Consider the following 19,444-nt stretch of genomic DNA (forward strand, 5'->3'; position numbering starts at 1 on the left):
CGGCACAGAATGACACGCCGTCACCCGCACTCACCAGAGACCGTTTCTTGATCCTGCGCAGTGGCCGGAATATGCCGCTCGAAGGAGCCCCGGGCCTGTTTTCCCATGACGCGGGTAGACCTTCACCGGCGGTCGGTCACCGGTTCCCGGGGACGGGGGTCCGGGATCGCGCGGGCGGGGGAGGCGATGGCCGTGGTGCCGATGTCGGTGGCGGAACTGACGGCGGTGCTGGCCGGTGCGGCGCGCCGGCCCGCACAATGGCGGGCGCTGATCGCCGAACTCGGCGCGGCACTTCCCGCGCCGGGGAATTCCGCCGCGGACCTGCTCGGCCGCGCCACCACGGCCCCGGAAGATCAGCTGCCGGTACGCGAACTGGCCGCGCTGGCCGCCGATCTCGCCCGGGAAAACGCGGGGCTCGCTGAATTCCTCACGGCATTACGGCACCGAACGACCCTCGCGGCACCCGATGCCACGCACACGGCCAACGTCATCAAGGACTCCACCGCCGTCACCGGCCACGTCATCCAGGCGGGCGCCATCCACGGCGACGTACACCTCCCGCCGGCGGCCGGACCGCGCCCCGTACCGCGCCAACTCCTCGGCACGCCGCCCCACTTCACCGACCGGACGGCCGACCTCGAAGCGCTCGACGCGCTGCGGGCCGGCCACCTCGCGACCGGCCCGCTGCTCATCGCCGTCACCGGCCCCGCCGGAGTGGGCAAGACCACCCTCGTCTCGCACTGGCTGCGGGGCCTGGCCGCGCACTACCCCGACGGTCAGCTGTACGCGGACCTCGGTGCCCACGCGCCCGGCGGTCCGGTGCGGCCGGGCGAGGTCCTCGGGGCGTTCCTCCGTGCCCTCGGGGCCGCTCAGGTCCCGGCGGAGCCCGCCGAACAGGCGGCGCTGTGGCGGACGCTGACGGCGGGGCTGCGCATCGCGGTCATGCTCGACAACGCGCTCAGCGCCGCCCAGGTCCGTACGCTGCTGCCCGGCGCGGCCGGGAGCCTGGTGGTCGCGGCCGGGCGCAGCCGGCTGACCGGGCTGGGCGTGGACGGCGCGGCCTTCCACGAGCTCGGCACCCTCGACCCGGGCGCCGCGGTCGAACTGCTCGGCCGCCGGGTCGGCGGCGAGCGGGTCGCCCGGGAGCCGGCCGCCGCCCGCGAACTGGTCGCCCTGTGCGCCGGGCTGCCGCTCGCCGTCTGCGTGGCGGCGGCCCGGATGGCCGCCCGCCCCCGGCAGACCGTCGCCGCCCTGGCCGGTGCGATGACGCAGGAGACCGGGCGCCTTGAGGTGCTGCAACTGGGCGGTGAACGCGCGGTGCGCTCGGCGCTGGACGAGTCGTACCGCTGCCTGCCGCCCGCCACCGCCCGCGCCTACCGCCTCCTCGCCCTGCCCCCGCTGACCGTCCTGACCGGCCCGCTCGTGGCGGCGGCCTGCGCGGTCCCGCCGTCCGAGGCCGACCGCCTCCTGGACGACCTGGCCGAGGCCCACCTGCTGGAGGACCTGGGCCAGGACGACGACACGCGCACCGCCCGCTTCCGCTTCCACGACCTCGTACGGCTGCACGCGGCCCAGTGCGCGCAACGGGAGGAGACCGCCGCCGTACGCGACCGGACCGTGCGGCGGGCCCTGGAGTGGTATCTCGCCACCGCCACGGCCGCCCGCGCGCTCCTGTCGCCCACCCACCGACGGCTCCGCCGCGACTACGTCTTCCCCGTCCGGCCGCCGGCCTTCGCCGACGCCGGCGCCGCGCTGCGCTGGTTCGACACCGGGCGCGGCGAGCTGATGGCCGCCGTACGCACCGCCGCCGACCGCGGGTGGCACTCCGTCACCTGGCAGCTGGTCGACTCCCTCCAGCCGCTCTTCCTGCGGCTGCGCCCGTACGACCTGTGGATCGAGGCCCACCGGCTCGGCCTGGAAGCCGCCCGGCGCGCCGGGCACCCGCAGGGCGTCAGCCGGATGCTGACCACCGGCGGCAGCGGCCTGTACAACGCCGGGCAACTGGACGAGGCCGTCGTCTGGTTCACCGACGCCCTTCAGGACGCGAAGGCCCGCGGGGACCGGCGGGCCGAGGCGCAGGCGCTGCACGGCCTGGCGCAGAGCCACCGGCTGGCCGGGCGGCTGCCGCTCGCCGAGTCGCTGTTCGCCCAGGCCCTGGCCCTACGGGAAGCCATCGGCCACGACCGCGGAGCGGCCCTCTCCCGGCTGTGCCTGGGCGACATCGCCCTCGCCACCGACCGCCCGCGGCAGGCCCGCAGCCTGCTCACCCGGGCCCGCACCGACCTGCTGGCCGTCCCCGACCCGTACGACGCGGCGCGGGCCCTGGCCTTCCTCGGCCGGACCCACGCCCACGAGGCCATAGGGGACCACCCCACCGCCGAACGGCTGCTGGCCCAGGCACTGGAGGAGTTCCGCGCCACCGGATCGCTCCACTGGCAGGCGCGGGTCATGGAGATGCTGGGCCAGACCGCCGAGGACCGGGGCGACGCCGCAACGGCCCGCGACCGCTACGGCGCCTCCCTGGCCCGCTACGCCACCCTCAGCCCGAGCGACGCCCGGCGCCTGGAGGAACGTATCCGGAACCTGGCGCCACCGCCCGCGACGCCCTGACCCGGCCCGTACCGCGCCCCGAGGAACCGCACCGAGCGCAGCGCCTCCACGGGCAGCCCCTCCGCCAGCCAGCCGTGCAGCAGCGACGCGAGCAGCCGCAGCTCCCGCGGTCCCGGCGGCGCGGGGCCGGTCGCGGTCACCGCCAGCCGGGTGCCGTCGCGTACCACCGCCTCCGCCGTACGGGCCGTGCGCCGCCGGACCACGACGAGACAGCCGGGATGCCGCCGCAGCGTGAGCACGGCCGGTTCGGGGCCGCCGCCGTGCAGCGCGTCGGCACACGACCGCCGCCGCTCGTCCGGGCAGCGGTCCAGGTCGACGGCCAGGTGCTCGTCGGCGCCGGGCCCGTCGTACGCCTCCGCCGGGTCACCGATCACCACGACGTACGTGCCCGCCGGCGTGTCCACCAGCGCCACCGCCACCGGCCGCGCCACGACGGCGGGGAGCACCGCCACGGCGGTCGGCGCGACCCCTCGGAGGCGGCCCCCGGTCATGCGGACACCTCCGCGTCCCCGCCCGCGCCCGCCGGGTCCAGCGGCGCGGGCATCGGCAGCGGCGGCGTCACCGGCGGGCAGGCCGGCTGGCCCAGGCCGAGCACGCGGTACATCAGGCGGCGGAAGTTGCGGTGGCAGTGGCCCGGCTCGGAGGTGATGCGCGCGGCGATCCGCGCGTAGTCCTCCGGCCGGTACTCCTGCGCCGCGTACCGCAGCTGCGCCTCCAGCGGGTGGGCCGGGGACAGCGCCGGAGCGGTCAGCGCCAGCTCGACGCCGGGCGAGGCCGGGTTGGCGTCCTCGTGCGGAAAGCGGTTCAGCAGGATGGGCGCGCCGGACATCGCCCCGTACAGCGTCACCGACCCGTAGTCCCCGATGATCCAGTCCGCGGCGATCAGCGGCGGGCGCCAGTCCGCGTCCGGCGGCAGTACGTGCAGCCCCGCCCGCCGGCACCCGGCGAGCCAGGCGCGCAGCTGCCAGTGCCCGTACCGCGACCACACGTTGGGGTGGACCAGCAGCGCCGTACGGTAGGTGTCGCGCGGCAGTTCGGACAGCAGCCGGGGGAGCAGCGCGTCCAGCCGGTTGAAGGCCGAGCGCCGCCCCCAGGTGGAGGTCACCAGCACCAGCTTCCGGCCGCGCCGCAGGCCCAGCGCCGAACGGTAGCGGCGGCGCAGCGGCAGGCTCGCGCGGATGCGGTCGTGGCAGGGGTCGCCCACCACCTCGGCGGCCGGCAGCGCCTCCGGGCACCAGCGCGCCAGCTCCGCCAGGTCGTCGCGGTGGGCCAGCGCCACGGCCCGGGGCACCACCCGGCCGCCCCACATCAGATACCGCCGGCCCGTGATGCCGCCGGGTCCGCGCCGGTCGGACCGCACCCCGTCGGCCACCCGGGCCAGGGACAGGTGCCCGGCGCCGTGCGAGATCCGGATCAGCGGCGCCCGTACCTGCTCCATGCCCTGCGACCCGGCGGCCAGCGCCAGGTCGAAGTCGGTGAGCACGGCCGTCTCCCAGGGGACGACGGTGGCCCCCAGGGCGCTCAGCAGCCGCCGCGCGCCCGCGTTGAAGGCGTGCGGCGCAACGGTGAAGGCGACCTCGACCCGCAGGTCGCTCTCCAGCAGCGGCAGCAGATCGAGCAGCCGCCTGCCGTACACCTCGGTGTGCACGATCACCAGCACCCGCTTGGTGCCGGAGACCGTCGGCCACTGGTCCGGGTCGCGCCGTACGGCGTCCCGGGACGCCGGGCCGGTGCGTACCGCGACGGGCCGGTCCGCGGGGCGCTCCTGCTCGGGCGCCACCCGGCCGGCCGTGGCCGTGAAGTCCGTGACGGACATACCAACTCCCCCATGCTCGCGTCGGGTCCTCGGTCGGATCCCGTACGAGCAGGAGCTGCCCGGCCATCGCGGCGCACTCCTTGCGCCGGCCTTGACGAACCCTTGCAGGGCAGGTCGGCGTCCCGGAGCGTTACTCGCGCGGCCGTCCCGGGTCGAGCCGGCCCTCGACCACCTCGCGGGCGACCTCGGTCAGCAGCCGCTGGTGGGAGCGGGCGTAGCCGCGGAGCACGGTGAACGCGGTGTCGGGGGAGAGGGCGTGCCGGGCGGTCAGCGCGCCCTTGGCCTGCTCGATGACGACCCGGTTGGCCAGGGCGTGTTCCAGCTGGGCGGCGAGCACCCGGCCCGCCTCGACCTCCTGCTCGCGCAGCAGGGTCACCGCGGCGAAGTCCGCCAGCGACTGGCCCAGCGAGAGCAGGTCACCGGTCAGCGGGGTCTCCCGGGAGGCCAGCAGGACCAGGGAGCCGACCGATCCGGTGTGGCCCCTTATCGGCAGCGCCGCGACGTGTGTGCAGCCCAGTTGCAGCGCGCGCGGCGCGTAGCGCGGCCAGCGCTGCCGGGCCATCGTCCCGGTGAGCGGTGTGTCCCCGAGCATCCGGCCGGAGTGGCGGCAGGCGTGGCCCGGGCCCTCCCGCCAGTCGACCGCGTCCTGTTCGAGGCGGCGCACGCCGGGACCGGAGGCCGCCACTTGAGGGGCGTCCCGGGCGCCGGGGGAGAAGGTGACCGCGGTCGCCCGGACCGCGAGCAGTTCCCGGCTGCGTTCGGTGAGCCGGGCCAGCAGGGTGGGGACGCCGGGTGGCCCCGGCGCTCCGCCACCCGCCAGCTCCACGAACACGGACGCGAGGTGATGCGGAGCTGTGGTCATGGGTTGGAATCCCCTCGTGGGTTCAGCTGCCCTGGGCGAGTTTCAGCGTGCCGTCGATGATCCGCCGCGCGACGGCGTCCGGCGCCTGCCCGTCGGCGAATGCCCGTGCTTTGATCAGTGCGAGCGCGTCCTGCACCCGGCAGCCGGCCTGGACGGAGAGCATGCCGGCGGCTTGCTGGACACAGTCGCGGTGGTCGGCGCCGTCGTACAGTTCGGGGTCGGCGTCGGGGCCGAGGAGCACCGTACGGGTGAGGGCGTCGGCGATGACCGTGAGCGTGCCGACGGCGGCCGGACCCGCCCCCGGATCGAAGACCGCGAGCGCGCCGATGCAGCTGCCTTCCGTGCGCAGCGGGGCGGTGAGCACCTCGCGGATGCCCAGCGACGTCAGCGCGGGCCCGTAGGCGGGCCAGCGGCGCTCGATGGTCCGCCCGCTCGCGGCGACCAGGCGGCCGCTCACCGACGCGTCGTGGGCCGGTCCCTCGCCGAGCACGAACTCCAGGTCCTGCGCGGTGCGGGAGGGCTCGTCGGAGGAGGCGACGGACAGCTGGCCGTGGTCGGCGTTCATCAGGGTGAGGGCCGCGCTGGGCGTCCCGCACGCCTCCGCCACACATGCCATGAAGCGCGGCCGGCTGGTCTCGTCGCCGCCCCAGGCGCTCATCCGCTCGGCGTACGCCTCCTGCAGACAGGCGGAGGACAGATGGCACTCGGCGGAGCGGCGGTAGGCGTCCGCCAGATGACGGTGCAGCTCTCCGCCGGCCGAGGCCGCCAGGATCTCCTGCTGCTCGGCACAGGCGGCGGCGTGCTCGGCACGCTGCCGGGCCCTGGCCGCACGGCAGCGTGCCAACTCCGCCTGGACGTCCCTGCGTGAGCCCCAAACCATGTTCACAGCGTACGCTCCTGGTGGCTCTCAGTCGTTGCCGTCGTTGCGGTCCGCCTCCAGCAGCAGGACGACGCCGCCGTTGTGGCGGTCGAACGGCGAGCAGAGCACGTTGCAGGTGATGGGCCGCCCGATCCGGTTGACGGCCGAGATCCGGGAGGGGGCCGTGCGCTTGCCCGACTCCAGGCACTTCTCGACGGCCGGGCGCAGCATCTCGGTGGGCAGCCCGAAGTCCAGCGAGAAGAACGGCTCGTCGATGACCTCGTCCGCGCGCAGCCCCCACATGTCCATCGCGCCCCGGTTCCAGCTCTTGACCTTCAGGTCCTTGTCGAGGACGACCACGCCCGCGGCGATGGAAGTGACGACGCCTTCGAGGAAGGCGCGGGCCTCGTCCAGCTCCTCGGTGCGGGTGCGCATCTCCTCATTCATCGTCTCCAGTTCCTCGTTGCCCGACTGGAGTTCCTCGTTGGTCGTCTCCAGTTCCTCGTTGGTCGACTGGAGTTCCTCGTTGGTGGTCTCCAGCTCCTCGATGCTCGACTGGAGTTCCTCGTTGGTGGTCTCCAGTTCCTCGTTCGTGGACTGGAGCTCTTCGTACGCCGTCTCCAGGTCTTCGCGCACGCGCTTGTTCTCGGCCTTGAGCTGGGTGGACACGGTGACGTCGGTGAAGGTGATGTTGGTCGCGGCCAGCAGCCCGTTGGCGCCCATCAGCGGCTGGATGAGGATGTCGAAGTACTGGATCTCCTCGCCGACCCGCCGCTCGGCGCCGTTGACGCGCAGCGTGCGGCGCTCGTGCGTGGCCTGCTCGATCAGCGAGCGCAGCTCGACGGGCCGGTAGGAGATCTCCAGGTCCTGGAAGGGCCGGCCGATGTCGTTGGAGGTCAGCCCGAACTGGGCGCGCGCCTGGCTGTTGATGAGCACCGCGGTGCCCTCGCCGTCCACCGCGATGGCCGGGGCCGGGTTGGCGTCCAGGATCAGGTCGCGCAGCTGCCGGCTGCGGGCGGCGGTGGTCAGCTTCTCGCTGCCCAGCCCCACCCGGATCTTCGCGGGCGCGGAGTGGTACGGCGGCCCGGCGTCCCCGGGGCGCCGCCGGAACGCGCGCTGGCGCATGCTCAGCACCTCGAACCGGTCCGCGTCGTTCAGCAGCATCTCCGCCTTCCCGAGGAAGAGGAAGCCGCGCTCGCGCAGCGCGAAGTGGAACCGGTCGATGATCTGCCGCTGCGCCTCGACGTTGAAGTACATCAGCGCGTTGCGGCAGACCAGCAGGTCCAGCCGGGAGATCGGGGCGTCGCGGGTGATGTCGTGCCGCCCGAAGATCACCCGGCGGCGCAGGTCGGTACGGAAGTTGAAGCGGGTGCCGTTCTGCTCGAAGTAGGTGTCGCGCAGCTCCGGGGTGAGCGGTTCCAGCGCCTTGGCCGTGTACAGACCGGAGCGGGCGTCGCGCAGCGCTTCCTCGTCCACGTCGGTGGCGTAGATCTTGACCCGGTTCAGGGCCTCCTCGACGCCCATCGCCTCGGCGAACATGATGGCGAGGGAATACGCCTCCTCGCCGCTGGAGCAGCCCGCGCTCCACACCCGGATCTCCTCGTCGGCGCCGGTGTCCGCCAGCAGCTCGGGCACCACCTCGCGCTGCAGGAACGTCCAGGCGTCGGGGTCCCGGAAGAAGGAGGTCACGTTGATCAGAATGGTGTTGAAGAGGGCGTTGAATTCATCGGCGTTCGTCTCCAGGCGATCCCGGTAATCCGCATAGCTCTCGGCCTCGACATCGGCCATTCGCTTGCGGATGCGCCGGCCGAGCGACGAGCGCTTGTAACCGGTGAAGTCGAAGCCGCGGGCGTCCCTCAGAAAACCGAGCAACTCCTCCAGTTCCTCGTCCGCCTCGACATCCCGAGCTTCACCCATTACTGCCTCTTGGTCTCGACAAGACCGCGGACGACCGCGGCGATCTCTTCCAGGGGCAGCACGAAGTCCACCGATCCCGTACCCACCGCTGCCTCTGGCATTCCCTTGAATTCGGCCGTACGGGGATCCTCGGAGATCACCGTGCCGCCGCGTGACTTGATGGCGTCCACACCCATGGCGCCGTCACTGCCCGTCCCGGTCAGCACACAGCCGATCGCCTGTGCCCCGTACGCCCCGGCGACCGACTCGAAGAGCAGGTCGGCGGAGGGGCGCAGGAAGTGGACCAGTTCGCTGCCGGAGAGCGTCAGGGTACCTCCGGGCCCGACCAGGAGGTGCCGGTCGGGGGGTGCGATGTAGACGGTGCCGGGGCGGGCGCGCTCGTCCGTCCCGGCCAGCTTGACCCGCAGCTCGGTGCGCCGGGCGAGGACCTCGGCGATGACCGTGCGGTGCCGGGGATCGAGGTGCTGGACCACCAGGACCGGAACGGGGAAGTCCGCTCCGAGCGTGCCGAGGACCGCGGTCAGGGCCTTGATGCCGCCCGCGGACGAAGCGACGGCCAGGACCTCGTAGTGGTCCGCAGGACAGCGGTCAGTCGTCACGTTCCGAGCCTATCGAAACCCGGGCCGACCGGCGGCTACGCGGATGCGCCAGTGCGCGGAAACGGCCGCACCCGGCCCGCGGGGGCGCCGGGAGGGCGCCGCGCGGACCGGGTGCGGTGACGCGAAGGGGGCCGGAGCGGGCGCGGTCCTGGTGACGGACGCGCGGCGGTCCGGCCGGCGGGCGGGTCAGCCCTGCTTCGTCTCCCAGAAGATCTTGTCGATCTGGGCGATGTAGTCCAGGGCCTTCTGGCCGGTGGCGGGGTCGTTCGAGCCCTTGGCGGCGCTCAGCGCCTTGAGGGTGTCGTTGACCAGCTGGTGCAGCTCCGGGTACTTCTCGAAGTGCGGGGGCTTGAAGTAGTCGCTCCACAGCACCGAGACGTGGTGCTTGGCCAGCTCCGCGCGCTGTTCCTTGATGACGACGGCGCGGGTGCGGTAGTCCGCGTCCTCGTTGGCCTGGTACTTCTCCTGGATGGCCTTGACCGACTCGGCCTCGATACGGGCCTGGGCCGGGTCGTAGACACCGCAGGGCAGGTCGCAGTGGGCGCTGACCTTCACCTTGGGGGCGAACAGGCGGGAAAGCATGTTCAGTCCTTCCTCGTGATCGTCTTCTCAGGTGCGAGATTACTCGCTGCGGGAAGCCTTTTCTCGGGTGCCCCGGGGGTCTTAGGGCAAAAGGCCGGTGCGAGGCTGGGACTGATGGAGGATGGGACCGGGAGCGGACGACCGGGCCGTGGCGGTCACCGGGCCCGGACCGGGAGGTGTGGCGGATGCCGGAGCGGCTGGAAGAACGCGGGCCGGAGCAGGGGGAGGAGCAGGGGCGGGAGCGCAGGGGATGGCTGAGGGCCTTCGGCCTGGCCGAGGTCTACAACCCGTCGATGGTGCCGACGCTGCGGCCCGGCGACCAGCTGGTGGTCCAGTACGGGGCGGTGGTACGGCCGGGTGACGTGGTCGTGCTGCGCCACCCGTTCCGGCAGGACCTGCTGATCGTCAAACGGGCCGTGGAGCGGCGCGGGGACGGCTGGTGGGTCCAGGGGGACAACCCGTTCGTGGAGAACGACAGCCGGGAGTTCGGCGTGGTGCCCGACGAGCTGGTGGTCGCCCGCGCCTGGGTGCGGGTGCGGCCGCCGCGCGGGTTTCAGCGCTCGCTGTCGGGCGCGCTGTCCTGGGTGGTCTCCGCGGTCCGGCCGGTACGGGCCGAGCGCTCGCCGTCCAGGCGCTTGCGGGCCCGGTAGGCGGCGACGTTGGCGCGGGTCGCGCAGCGGTCGGAGCAGTAGCGCCGGGAGCGGTTGGTCGAGGTGTCGAGGTAGGCGTTGCGGCACGGGCGTGCCTGGCAGATGCCGAGCCGGTCCACGCCCAGGTCGGTGAGCTGGATGGCCAGGCCCATGGACGCGGTGGCGGTGTAGCCGGCGGTGGCGTTGGCCGCGTGGTCGGCGATGTGCATGTGCCACTTGGGGCGGCCGTCCTCGTCGCGGAACTCATGGCCGGAGATCTGCGGGCTGACCGGGAACTCCATCATGAGCGCGTTGAGCAGGTCCACGGCGCGCACCTCGTCGCCCTCGTCGGCGGCCTCGAAGACGGCGCGCAGCCGCGCCCGTACCGCGCGCAGGCGGGTCACATCGCTCTCGGTCGCCCTGCGGGCCATCTGCTGGGCCGGTCCGAACAGCTCGCGCACGGCCTCGACCGAGGTCAGGCTGTCGCCGCCGCGCTCGGGCTCCTCGGTGTTGACCAGGCGAACGGCGTAGTCCGAGTAATAGGCCAGTTCCACTTGTAGTCCTTACGCGCGCGCTCTAGTGTTCGTAATAGGTGTTGTTGCTGCGAGGGTATTACGGCCTGGAGGTGGCGGTATGACCGAGACCGTTGTCGGTACTGACTGGCAGGGTTGGCAGGACAGTTGGGACCGCCAGCAGGAGTGGTACATGCCGGACCGCGAGGAGCGGTTCCGCGTGATGCTCGACATGGTTGAGGCGCTGGTCGGCACCGAGCCCCGGGTACTGGACCTCGCGTGCGGTACGGGCAGTATCTCCGACCGGCTGCTCAAGCGGTTCCCCAAGGCCATAAGCGTCGGGGTGGACCTCGACCCGGCGCTGCTGGCCATCGCCGAGGGATACTTCGCCGGCGAGGACCGGGTGACGTTCGTCCGCGCGGACCTCAAGGACCCCCGCTGGACCGAAGCCCTGCCCCATGACTCGTACGACGCCGTGCTCACCGCCACGGCCCTGCACTGGATGCACACCGGGCCGCTGCGCGGCCTCTACGGCCAGCTCGGCGGCCTCGTCCGGAAGGGCGGCGTCTTCATGAACGCCGACCACATGCCCGACGGCGACACCCCGCGCATCGACGCGGCCGAGCGCGCCTTCCGGCACGCGCGCCAGGAGCGGGCCAAGGAGGCGGGCGCGCTCGACTGGCGCGCCTGGTGGGACAGGGCCGCCGCCGACCCGGTGCTCGCCGCGCCGACCGCCGAGCGCTTCGAGATCTACGGCGAGCACGCCGACGGCGACACCCCCTCGGTCGCCTGGCACTGCGAGGTGCTGCGCGAGTCCGGCTTCAGCGAGGCGCGTGCGGTGTGGCGCTCGCCCATGGACGCCCTGGTCCTCGGCCTGAAGTAGGCCCCGCCCGGCCCGCCCGGCGGGCCGCGCCCATGACGGGCGGTACGTACGAAGGCCCCGGCCGCGCCCGTACGTACCGCCCGTCACGTATGTTCCCGAGCCCTTCCCCGGCGGCGTCAGAGCACCTTGGACAGGAAGGACTTGGTGCGCTCGTGCTGCGGCTTGCCCAGCACGTCGCGCGGGTGGCCGGATTCGACGACCACGCCGTCGTCCATGAAGACCAGCGAGTCGCCGACCTCGCGCGCGAAGCCCATCTCGTGGGTGACGACGATCATCGTCATACCGTCCGAGGCCAGGTCCTTCATCACGTCCAGCACATCACCGACCAGCTCCGGGTCCAGCGCCGAGGTCGGCTCGTCGAAGAGCATCAGCTTCGGCTCCATGGCCAGCGCGCGGGCGATCGCCACGCGCTGCTGCTGGCCGCCGGACAGCTGCGAGGGGTAGTTGCCCGCCTTGTCCTTCAGGCCCACCCGGTCCAGCAGCTTCAGCGCGCGCTCCCGGGCCGACGCCCTGGACTCGCCCTTGACCTGGACCGGCGCCTCCATGATGTTCTCCACCGCCGTCATGTGCGGGAAGAGGTTGAAGCGCTGGAAGACCATGCCGATGTCGCGGCGGCGCGCGGCGACCTCGCGGTCGCGCAGCTCGTAGAGCTTGCCGTTGGCCTCCCGGTAGCCGACCAGCTCGCCGTCGACCGACAGCCGGCCGGCGTTGATCTTCTCCAGGTGGTTGATGCAGCGCAGGAACGTCGACTTGCCGGAGCCGGACGGGCCGATCAGGCAGAACACCTCACGGGGCGCGACCTCCAGGTCGATGCCCTTGAGGATGTGGGCCGCGCCGAAGGACTTGTGGACGCCCTCGGCCTTGACCATGGGGGTGGACTTGCTGGTCATGCGGCACCTCCGGCCGACGAACGGTTGACGCCGCCGAACCGGGCCCGCAGCCGCTGGATCGGCGTGGGCGGCAGCTGGCGGCTGGCGCCGCGTGCGTAGTACCGCTCCAGGTAGTACTGGCCGACGCTGAGCACCGAGGTGGCGATCAGGTACCAGACCGCGGCCAGGACGAGCATCTCCACCACGGGCCCGGCGTCGCGGCCCACGTTCTGCGCCGACTGCAGCAGGTCGTAGTACTGCACGGCGATGACCAGCGAGGAGGTCTTGAGCATGTTGATGACCTCGTTGCCGGTCGGCGGCACGATCACCCGCATCGCCTGCGGCACGATGATCCGGCGCAGCGTCTTGCCGTGGCTCATGCCCAGCGCGTGCGCGGCCTCCGTCTGGCCCTCGTCCACGGCCAGCAGACCGCCGCGGCAGATCTCCGCCATGTACGCGGCCTCGTTGAGCCCGAGGCCCAGCAGCGCGCACAGGAACGGGGTCATGAAGTCCGACCACTCGTCCTTGTAGATCGGCATGATGTCGATGTACTGGAAGACCAGGCCCAGGTTGAACCACAGGAACAGCTGGACGTAGACCGGCGTGCCGCGGAAGAACCAGATGTAGAACCACGCGACCGTCGAGGTCACCGGGTTCTTCGACTGCCGCATCACGGCCAGGATCACGCCCAGCACGATGCCGATCACCATCGACAGCACCGTGATCAGCAGGGTGTTGCGCAGACCCCTCAGGATGTCCGCGTTGAACATGTACTCGGGTATCGCGCCCCAGTTGACCTTGCCGGCCGCGAAGGCGCGGATGAGCAGGGCGAGCAGCGCGAGGACGACCAGCGCCGCGACCCAGCGCCCGTAATGGCGGACGGGGATGGCCTTGATCGGCTCGGGCGCGGGCGGCGGGGCGTCCGCCGGCGGCTGGGCCGGCTTGTCGACGTCAACGGACACGGGTGTTGCCTTTCAGCGTTCGGCGGGAGGGACGGGCCGTGCGCGGGCGGAGCGGGCGCGCGGCCGGGCGGGGCTCGGCGCGCTCAGCTGCCGCCGTTGAGCTTGACTTCCTTGACCGCGGCGTCGGTGACGTTCCACTTCTTGAGCACCTGGGTGTAGCTGCCGTTCTTCACGATGGCCTCCATGGCCGCCTTGAGCGCGTCGCGCAGCTGCCGCTTGTCCTTGGGCACCGCGATGCCGTACGGGGCGGCCTTGACCGGCGCGCCGCCGACCATCTGGAAGTCGTTGCCGCCGCCGGAGGACTTCACCGCCCACGCGGCGACCGGGTAGTCGCTGGAGACGGCGTCCACGCCCCCGGTGCGCAGCCGGGTCTGGGCCTCGGTGTCGTTGTCGAACGCCTCGATGGAGATCGGGTCCGCGCCGGACTCCTCGCACTTCTTCGTCTGTTCCTTGGCCAGGTCGTGCGAGACGGTGCCGCGCTGCACCGCGATCTTCTTGCCGCACAGGGCTTCCCAGCCGTCGATGCCCTGGGTCTTGCCCTTCTGGGTGTAGATCGAGACGCCGACGTCCAGGTAGTCGATGAAGTCGACGCCGTCGCTGACCTTCTTGCCGGTGGTGCTGTCCACCCCCTGCTGGCGGTCCTTGGTGTCCGTCATCGCCGACATGGCGATGTCGTAGCGCTTGGACTTCATGCCGCCCATGAGGGTGTCGAAGGTGGCGTTGTTGAAGTTCAGCTTGACCCCCAGCACCTTGCCGAGGGCGTCCGCGAGGTCCGGGTCGATGCCGGTGACCTTGCCGTTGGTACGGAATTCCACCGGCTTGTACGAGATGTCCGAGCCGACCTGGATCATCGCCTTGTCCTGCACGTCCTTGGGCAGCAGCTTGAACAGCGGCGCGTCCGGGTCGCGGTTCTTGGCCGCCTCGCGCTTGGCGATGGCCGCGTCGGTCTGGTCGCCGCAGGCGCTGAGCAGCAGCAGCGAGGCCGCGACCGCGGCCGCCGCGGCCACGGCTGAACGAGACCTGCCGGCGGCCGGGCGACGGGTGGGGCTTGCGGTCATGCTGATCCTCCTGCGGATGAGGGAGAAGCCGACTGGCAGGGGCCGGGCACACACCTTCGGGCGTCGCGACCTCGTTTGGTGACGGAATCTTGCCATCCGGACACCGCTATCCGGACTGTCGTACAGGTCAAAATCGGATAACGGACGTAAGCGGAGGGGTGCATCCCAGGTGCCCCAAGGGTGACCCGCGCGCGATGGGGCGCACGGCGCCGGCCGGTGCGCGCCCGCGTCTCGCAGTGCGGACAGCGGGTGGGGCACTTCCAGCGGTTTACGCTGTTCACGGCTATTGCCGGAGTTGTAAGCCGGGGGTAACGAATCCGACTCGTCGGGGTCGGCGCCCGTCCGGTAGAAAGGTGCGTTACACCCCTCATCCGGGGCTCAGGGCGCGTGTGCGGCGCGCCCGGCGTCCGTACCTCCCCCCGCGGGACGGCCATCCGTCGCGCAGGGCACGGACGCGGTGCCCGCCCACCCCGACCAGGGAGTGGTCACCCTCAACTGACAGACGAATAAAGGGGTTGAACCAGTGACAGCCAAGACCGCCCAGTCCCACAGCGGCGGCAACACGCAGCAGAACGCCGGCACCGGCCAGGACGCCAATCCCGGGTCCGGACCGGACGGCGGCGAGCGGCAGTGCCAGGACCCCGCCTTCCTCCTCCACCGCGGCGGCAAGATGGCGATCCAGGCGACGGTGCCGGTGCGCGACCGCGAGGACCTCTCCCTCGCATACACGCCCGGTGTCGCCAAGGTGTGCAGCGCGATCGCCGAGGAACCCGAGCTGGTGCACGACTACACCTGGAAGTCCCAGGTCGTGGCCGTGGTCACGGACGGCACCGCGGTGCTGGGCCTCGGCGACATCGGCCCCGAGGCGTCCCTCCCGGTGATGGAGGGCAAGGCCATCCTCTTCAAGCAGTTCGGCGGTGTGGACGCGGTGCCGATCGCGCTCGCGACCACCGACACCGACGAGATCGTCGACACCGTGGTGCGGATGGCGCCGTCCTTCGGCGGCGTCAACCTGGAGGACATCTCGGCGCCCCGCTGCTTCGAGATCGAGCGCCGGCTCCAGGAGCGCCTGGACATCCCGGTCTTCCACGACGACCAGCACGGCACCGCCGTGGTCACGCTGGCCGCGCTGCGCAACGCCGCCCAGCTGACCAATCGTTCCCTCGGTCAGCTGCGCGCCGTGATCTCCGGCGCGGGCGCGGCCGGGTTCGCCATCGCCAAGATCCTCGTCGAGGCGGGCATCGGTGACGTCGCGGTCTGCGACCGCAAGGGCGTCGTCACCGCCGACCGCGACGAGCACATGACCGACGTCAAGCGCGAGCTGGCCTCCTTCACCAACAAGGCGGGCCTGTCCGGCTCGCTGGAGACCGCGCTGGACGGCGCGGACGTCTTCATCGGCGTCTCCGGCGGCACCGTGCCGGAGGAGGCCGTCTCCAAGATGGCCGAGAACGCGCTGATCTTCGCGATGGCCAACCCGAACCCGGAGATCCACCCGGACGTCGCGCACAAGTACGCGGCGGTGGTTGCCACCGGCCGCAGCGACTACCCGAACCAGATCAACAACGTCTTGGCGTTCCCCGGCATCTTCGCCGGCGCGCTCCAGGTGCGGGCCACCCGCATCACGGAGGGCATGAAGCTGGCCGCCGCCGAGGCGCTGGCCTCCGTGGTCGCCGACGACCTGAGCGCCGAGTGCGTCATCCCGTCGCCGTTCGACGAGCGGGTCGCCCCGGCGGTGACCTCGGCGGTCGCGGCCGCCGCCCGCGCGGAGGGCGTCGCGCGCCGCTGACGCCGTGCACGTCGGAAGGCCCCGTCCGCTCCCGGACGGGGCCTTTCCGCTGCGCCGCGACAGCACGGAAGGAGGAGTGCCCATGGGGCCGCCGGAGCTGATGTCGTGGGCCTTCATGCTGGTCGTCGCCCTCACGGCGGCGGGGGTGACCGCGGTGTACATCCACCGGTTCTGCGCGGGAACCTTCCGCCGCGCGACGCGGCCGTGGGCCGAGGGGGCCTTCGCCGCGGTACGTGACCGCCGCCGGGACCGGGCGGCGGAGCGGCGGGAGTCCCCGAGGGAAGCCTGACGGTGGCCGGCGGCGCGGCGCGTGTCACACCACGGCGCGGTACCGCCCGGCCCCCGCGCGCCCTACGTTGGGATCATGTTTGCTGCCTACGCCGCCCGCATCGACCGGGACCAGCCGCTCAACGGCCTCGAACTGGGGGAGCGCCCGGCCCCCGGCACACGCCCCGGCTGGACGACCGTCAACGTCAAGGCCGCCTCCCTCAACCACCACGACCTGTGGTCGCTGCGCGGCGTGGGGCTCGGGGAGGAGGCGCTGCCCATGATCCTCGGCTGTGACGCGGCCGGCACCGACCAGGACGGCAACGAGGTCGTCGTCCACTCGGTGATCGGCCAGAGCGGCCACGGCGTCGGCCCGGACGAGCCGCGCTCCATCCTCACCGAGCGCTACCAGGGCACCTTCGCCGAACAGGTCACCGTCCCCGCCTGGAACGTGCTGCCCAAGCCGAAGGAACTGTCCTTCGCCGAGGCCGCGTGCCTGCCGACCGCCTGGCTGACCGCGTACCGCATGCTGTTCACCAACGCCGGGGTACGGCCCGGGGACAGCGTCCTCGTCCAGGGCGCGGGCGGCGGGGTGGCCACCGCGGCGATCGTGCTGGGCGCGGCGGCCGGTCTGCGGGTCTTCGCCACCAGCCGCAGCGAGGACAAGCGCAAGCGCGCCGTCGAACTGGGCGCCGAGGCCGCCCTGCCCACCGGCGAGCGGCTGCCGCAGCGGGTGGACGCCGTGATCGAGACGGTCGGCGCCGCCACCTGGTCGCACTCGGTGAAGTCCCTCAAGCCCGGCGGCACGCTGGTCATCTCGGGCGCCACCAGCGGCTTCAACCCCGAGCGCACGGAGCTGAACCGGATCTTCTTCCTGGAGCTGAAGGTCGTCGGCTCCACCATGGGCAGCAAGGACGAACTGGCCTCGCTGCTCAACTTCTGCGCGGCCAAGGGCGTACGGCCGGTCATCGACACGACGCTGCCGCTGGACCGGGCGCGCGAGGGGTTCGCGAAGCTGGCCGAGGGCGAGATGTTCGGCAAGGTCGTCCTGACGGTCTGAGGCGCGGGGACACGGGAGCGCGGGAGGGGGCGCGGGTGCGGGTGCTGCGCGCGGCCGGCCGTACGGCGTCGGCCTGGAGCAACGGCGGCGGCGTGACGCGGGAGATCGCCGCCGCGCCGCCCGGCGCGGGCTGGGACGCCTTCGACTGGCGGGTGAGCCTGGCCGAGGTGGGCCGGGACGGCCCGTACTCGCAACTGCCCGGTGTGGACCGCGTCCTGACGGTGGCCGAGGGCGCCGGGCTGGAACTGACCGTCGACGGCACCCGCCACGTCCTGCCGGCCCACCGCCCGTTCGCCTTCCCCGGCGACGCGCCGACCGGCTGCCGCCTCCTGGACGGGCCGGTGGTCAACTTCAACGTGATGCTGCGGCGCGGGCGCGCGACGGCGACCGTGGAGCTGACCCGCGACCGGTACGCCGCCGCGCCGCGCCCGGCCACCGCCCCACGGGAGCCGGGCGAGGAGCGCACGCGGCTGATCGTCGCGCTGTCCGGCCGTACGACACTGGACGGGCACGGGCCCGCCGCGCCCCCGGTGCCGCTGGAGCGCCACGACGCCGCCCTCCTGCCCGCCGACGAGGGCGTTTCGCTGCGTACGGACGGCGTCGCGGCCGTCGTCACCCTGACGGTACGGACAGCGGCGCCCGACGCCCGTACGGACCGAGAGGGCGGCTTGTGCCCGAACCACCCGCCACCGTCGGACCCGGCGCCGTGACGGCCGGGTGCGGCCCCCGGCACGCCGCCGCCCGCTGACCGGCCCGGAGCGGTACGCCGGGCTGCCGCTGGGCCTCTTCGCGGTCGCCGCCGTGGTCGCGATCGTGCCGGCCACCGGGGCCTACGCCTTGGCCGGCACCGATGCGCCGTTCCTCGCCGTACGTCGCCGTCGACGACCGCGGCGTGTGACCGACCCGCGGCCCGTACGTCCAACAGGGCCTGCGCTGGGACGAGATCGCGGCGGCGGGCGTGGTGACGGACCCGGCAGCGCCCGTGACCGCCGTACCGTATCTGGACCTCTACCCGACGGGCCGGGCCGCGGACGGCGACGGGCCGCTGGACCGCCGGGTGGTCACCGCCGATCCGGCCGCGCCCGGCCTGCGGGGCCGCCGCTACGCGATCGGACGCACCGGCGGAACCAGCGCGTCCGGAGGCGGCGTTGCGCCGGTACGGGGCCCGTCGGCCGGAGGAGTCATCGCCGCGTCCGTTACCGGGGCTTCCGCCGCGCCGCCGCGCAGGGTGCGCCGCGCGTGGTCGGCGAAGGCGGCGGTGGCGGGGTGGGTGGCCGTATGGGGCCGGGCCAGCAGGACGGTGACCGGTCCGGCGTCGGTGATCGGCAGGTACCGGACGCCCGGGTGCGGGTGGCTGTGCCCGGTGGCCTCGGCCGTCACCCCGGCCGCCTCGCCGGTCGCGATCGCCGTCAGCCACTCGTCCACGTTGGCGACCTCGAAGGTGTGGCGCGGGCGCCGCCCGGCGGGCCACAGTTCGGCGCTGGTGGTGCACGCCGTGGCGCACAGCGCGATCGGGTGGTGCGCCAGATCGGCCAGCCCGACCGTGTCGGCACCGGCCAGCGGGTCGCTCTCGCACAGCGCGGCCATCCGCCGTTCCTGGTACAGCGCGACGGTGTGCAGCGCGCCGTCCTCCGCCGGGAGGGTGCGCAGGAAGGCGAGATCGACGGTGCCGCGGCGCAGCTCGGCCTCGGGGTCGGCGAGCCGGTGCACCTCCACGGGCACGTCGGGGCGCGCCCGCCGCCACTCGCGCAGCAGCGGCACCGTATGCCGGCCGAGCGCGGCCCAGACGAAGCCGACCCGCAGCGCCCGCGGCCCGGCCGTCGCCTCGGCGAGCGCGTCGTCGAGCTGGGTGAGGATGCGGTGGGCGTGCTCGTGCAGCCGCCGTCCCGCCGGGGTGAGCCGCAGCCGGCGGGTGGTCCGCTCGACCAGCGAGGTGCCCAGCCGGCTCTCCAACTGCTCCAGCGTGCGGGACAGGGCGGGCTGGCTGACGTGCAGGGCCGCCGCGGCGCCGGTGATCGTGCCCTCGTCACCGATGGCGGCCAGGGCCCGCAGGTGCCGCAGCTCCACGTTCACCGCAGGCCCCCGTACGGTGCCGGGCCGGGGCGTCCGCGCCGTTCGTCACTCATAACCCCCGAGCATAAATGTCCCGCAGAAGGTATTTCCCTCCCGTCAG

Annotated in this window: 19 protein-coding genes; 7 read left to right on the plus strand and 12 right to left on the minus strand. The window is 72.9% G+C overall.

Annotated features, from left to right (window positions below):
* Nucleotides 1-186 precede the first annotated feature (186 nt).
* Nucleotides 187-2,610, plus strand: coding sequence for a tetratricopeptide repeat protein (locus ADK86_RS14605; protein WP_234345855.1), 2,424 nt, complete (start codon nt 187-189; stop codon nt 2,608-2,610).
* On the opposite strand, the gene ADK86_RS14610 is transcribed toward ADK86_RS14605, so the two are convergent.
* From ADK86_RS14610 to sodN, 7 genes are all read right to left on the minus strand, one after another.
* Nucleotides 2,529-3,101, minus strand: coding sequence for a hypothetical protein (locus ADK86_RS14610; protein WP_030599872.1), 573 nt, complete (start codon nt 3,099-3,101; stop codon nt 2,529-2,531). The genes ADK86_RS14605 and ADK86_RS14610 overlap by 82 nt on opposite strands.
* Nucleotides 3,098-4,426, minus strand: a complete 1,329-nt coding sequence (locus ADK86_RS14615; protein WP_078952043.1) for a hypothetical protein — start codon at nt 4,424-4,426, stop codon at nt 3,098-3,100. Before ADK86_RS14615 ends, ADK86_RS14610 begins: the two co-directional genes overlap by 4 nt.
* 130 nt (nt 4,427-4,556) lie before the next feature.
* On the minus strand, nt 4,557-5,288 hold the full coding sequence (locus tag ADK86_RS14620) for an ANTAR domain-containing protein (protein ID WP_053696987.1): 732 nt from the start codon (nt 5,286-5,288) through the stop codon (nt 4,557-4,559).
* 22 nt (nt 5,289-5,310) lie between these two features.
* A complete protein-coding gene (locus ADK86_RS14625) occupies nt 5,311-6,168 on the minus strand; it encodes a GAF domain-containing protein (protein ID WP_053697019.1) in 858 nt (285 codons plus the stop codon).
* A gap of 27 nt (nt 6,169-6,195) precedes the next feature.
* On the minus strand, nt 6,196-8,064 hold the full coding sequence (locus tag ADK86_RS14630; protein ID WP_053696988.1) for a CheR family methyltransferase: 1,869 nt from the start codon (nt 8,062-8,064) through the stop codon (nt 6,196-6,198).
* Complete coding sequence (locus ADK86_RS14635) at nt 8,064-8,663, minus strand: chemotaxis protein CheB (RefSeq protein WP_053696989.1); 600 nt, start codon at nt 8,661-8,663, stop codon at nt 8,064-8,066. Before ADK86_RS14635 ends, ADK86_RS14630 begins: the two co-directional genes overlap by 1 nt.
* 186 nt (nt 8,664-8,849) lie before the next feature.
* Nucleotides 8,850-9,245 carry a superoxide dismutase, Ni gene (sodN, locus tag ADK86_RS14640; protein ID WP_003984579.1) on the minus strand — a complete coding sequence of 132 codons (396 nt, stop codon included), beginning with the start codon at nt 9,243-9,245 and terminating at the stop codon, nt 8,850-8,852.
* A gap of 185 nt (nt 9,246-9,430) precedes the next feature.
* Between sodN and sodX the strand changes: the two genes are divergently transcribed.
* Nucleotides 9,431-9,895, plus strand: coding sequence for a nickel-type superoxide dismutase maturation protease (gene sodX, locus ADK86_RS14645; RefSeq protein WP_053696990.1), 465 nt, complete (start codon nt 9,431-9,433; stop codon nt 9,893-9,895).
* On the opposite strand, the gene ADK86_RS14650 is transcribed toward sodX, so the two are convergent.
* Entirely contained in the window at nt 9,799-10,428 is a 630-nt protein-coding gene (locus ADK86_RS14650; protein ID WP_053696991.1) for a CGNR zinc finger domain-containing protein, read from the minus strand. The genes sodX and ADK86_RS14650 overlap by 97 nt on opposite strands.
* A gap of 79 nt (nt 10,429-10,507) precedes the next feature.
* Here ADK86_RS14650 and ADK86_RS14655 point away from each other — a divergent pair, with 79 nt between their 5' ends.
* Nucleotides 10,508-11,269, plus strand: coding sequence for a class I SAM-dependent methyltransferase (locus ADK86_RS14655; protein WP_053696992.1), 762 nt, complete (start codon nt 10,508-10,510; stop codon nt 11,267-11,269).
* Nucleotides 11,270-11,385: 116 nt separating this feature from the next.
* Here the strand turns inward: ADK86_RS14655 and ADK86_RS14660 are convergent, their stop codons facing one another.
* The 3 genes from ADK86_RS14660 to ADK86_RS14670 form a co-directional block, all read right to left on the minus strand.
* Nucleotides 11,386-12,138 (minus strand): amino acid ABC transporter ATP-binding protein, encoded by a 753-nt coding sequence (locus ADK86_RS14660; protein WP_078882336.1) that lies wholly within the window; start codon nt 12,136-12,138, stop codon nt 11,386-11,388.
* 17 nt (nt 12,139-12,155) lie between these two features.
* Nucleotides 12,156-13,100, minus strand: coding sequence for an amino acid ABC transporter permease (locus tag ADK86_RS14665; RefSeq protein WP_030599858.1), 945 nt, complete (start codon nt 13,098-13,100; stop codon nt 12,156-12,158).
* An 83-nt stretch (nt 13,101-13,183) separates the two neighbouring features.
* Complete coding sequence (locus tag ADK86_RS14670) at nt 13,184-14,158, minus strand: ABC transporter substrate-binding protein (protein ID WP_053696993.1); 975 nt, start codon at nt 14,156-14,158, stop codon at nt 13,184-13,186.
* A gap of 523 nt (nt 14,159-14,681) precedes the next feature.
* On the opposite strand from ADK86_RS14670, the gene ADK86_RS14675 reads away from it, so the two are divergent.
* From ADK86_RS14675 to ADK86_RS14690, 4 genes are all read left to right on the plus strand, one after another.
* Nucleotides 14,682-15,944 (plus strand): NAD(P)-dependent malic enzyme, encoded by a 1,263-nt coding sequence (locus ADK86_RS14675; protein WP_053696994.1) that lies wholly within the window; start codon nt 14,682-14,684, stop codon nt 15,942-15,944.
* An 82-nt stretch (nt 15,945-16,026) separates the two neighbouring features.
* Complete coding sequence (locus ADK86_RS14680; RefSeq protein ID WP_053696995.1) at nt 16,027-16,233, plus strand: hypothetical protein; 207 nt, start codon at nt 16,027-16,029, stop codon at nt 16,231-16,233.
* A gap of 75 nt (nt 16,234-16,308) precedes the next feature.
* Complete coding sequence (locus ADK86_RS14685) at nt 16,309-17,271, plus strand: zinc-binding dehydrogenase (protein WP_053696996.1); 963 nt, start codon at nt 16,309-16,311, stop codon at nt 17,269-17,271.
* Between the two features lie 35 nt (nt 17,272-17,306).
* A complete protein-coding gene (locus tag ADK86_RS14690; RefSeq protein ID WP_053696997.1) occupies nt 17,307-17,981 on the plus strand; it encodes a HutD family protein in 675 nt (224 codons plus the stop codon).
* 391 nt (nt 17,982-18,372) lie between these two features.
* Here the strand turns inward: ADK86_RS14690 and ADK86_RS14695 are convergent, their stop codons facing one another.
* Entirely contained in the window at nt 18,373-19,344 is a 972-nt protein-coding gene (locus ADK86_RS14695) for a LysR family transcriptional regulator (protein ID WP_053696998.1), read from the minus strand.
* Nucleotides 19,345-19,444 lie beyond the last annotated feature (100 nt).

The organism is Streptomyces sp. NRRL F-5755 (assembly GCF_001279365.1).
Classification (GTDB): domain Bacteria; phylum Actinomycetota; class Actinomycetes; order Streptomycetales; family Streptomycetaceae; genus Streptomyces; species Streptomyces rimosus.

Bases quoted from the DNA above. Each gene is read 5' to 3' on its own strand.
- sodX (WP_053696990.1), top strand. From the start codon at position 9,431: ATGCCGGAGCGGCTGGAAGAACGCGGGCCGGAGCAGGGGGAGGAGCAG.
- ADK86_RS14625 (WP_053697019.1), bottom strand. From the start codon at position 6,168: ATGGTTTGGGGCTCACGCAGGGACGTCCAGGCGGAGTTGGCACGCTGC.
- ADK86_RS14605 (WP_234345855.1), top strand. From the start codon at position 187: ATGGCCGTGGTGCCGATGTCGGTGGCGGAACTGACGGCGGTGCTGGCC.
- ADK86_RS14630 (WP_053696988.1), bottom strand. From the start codon at position 8,064: ATGGGTGAAGCTCGGGATGTCGAGGCGGACGAGGAACTGGAGGAGTTG.
- ADK86_RS14660 (WP_078882336.1), bottom strand. From the start codon at position 12,138: ATGGTCAAGGCCGAGGGCGTCCACAAGTCCTTCGGCGCGGCCCACATC.
- ADK86_RS14670 (WP_053696993.1), bottom strand. From the start codon at position 14,158: ATGACCGCAAGCCCCACCCGTCGCCCGGCCGCCGGCAGGTCTCGTTCA.
- ADK86_RS14615 (WP_078952043.1), bottom strand. From the start codon at position 4,426: ATGTCCGTCACGGACTTCACGGCCACGGCCGGCCGGGTGGCGCCCGAG.
- ADK86_RS14610 (WP_030599872.1), bottom strand. From the start codon at position 3,101: ATGACCGGGGGCCGCCTCCGAGGGGTCGCGCCGACCGCCGTGGCGGTG.
- sodN (WP_003984579.1), bottom strand. From the start codon at position 9,245: ATGCTTTCCCGCCTGTTCGCCCCCAAGGTGAAGGTCAGCGCCCACTGC.
- ADK86_RS14680 (WP_053696995.1), top strand. From the start codon at position 16,027: ATGGGGCCGCCGGAGCTGATGTCGTGGGCCTTCATGCTGGTCGTCGCC.
- ADK86_RS14655 (WP_053696992.1), top strand. From the start codon at position 10,508: ATGACCGAGACCGTTGTCGGTACTGACTGGCAGGGTTGGCAGGACAGT.
- ADK86_RS14620 (WP_053696987.1), bottom strand. From the start codon at position 5,288: ATGACCACAGCTCCGCATCACCTCGCGTCCGTGTTCGTGGAGCTGGCG.
- ADK86_RS14685 (WP_053696996.1), top strand. From the start codon at position 16,309: ATGTTTGCTGCCTACGCCGCCCGCATCGACCGGGACCAGCCGCTCAAC.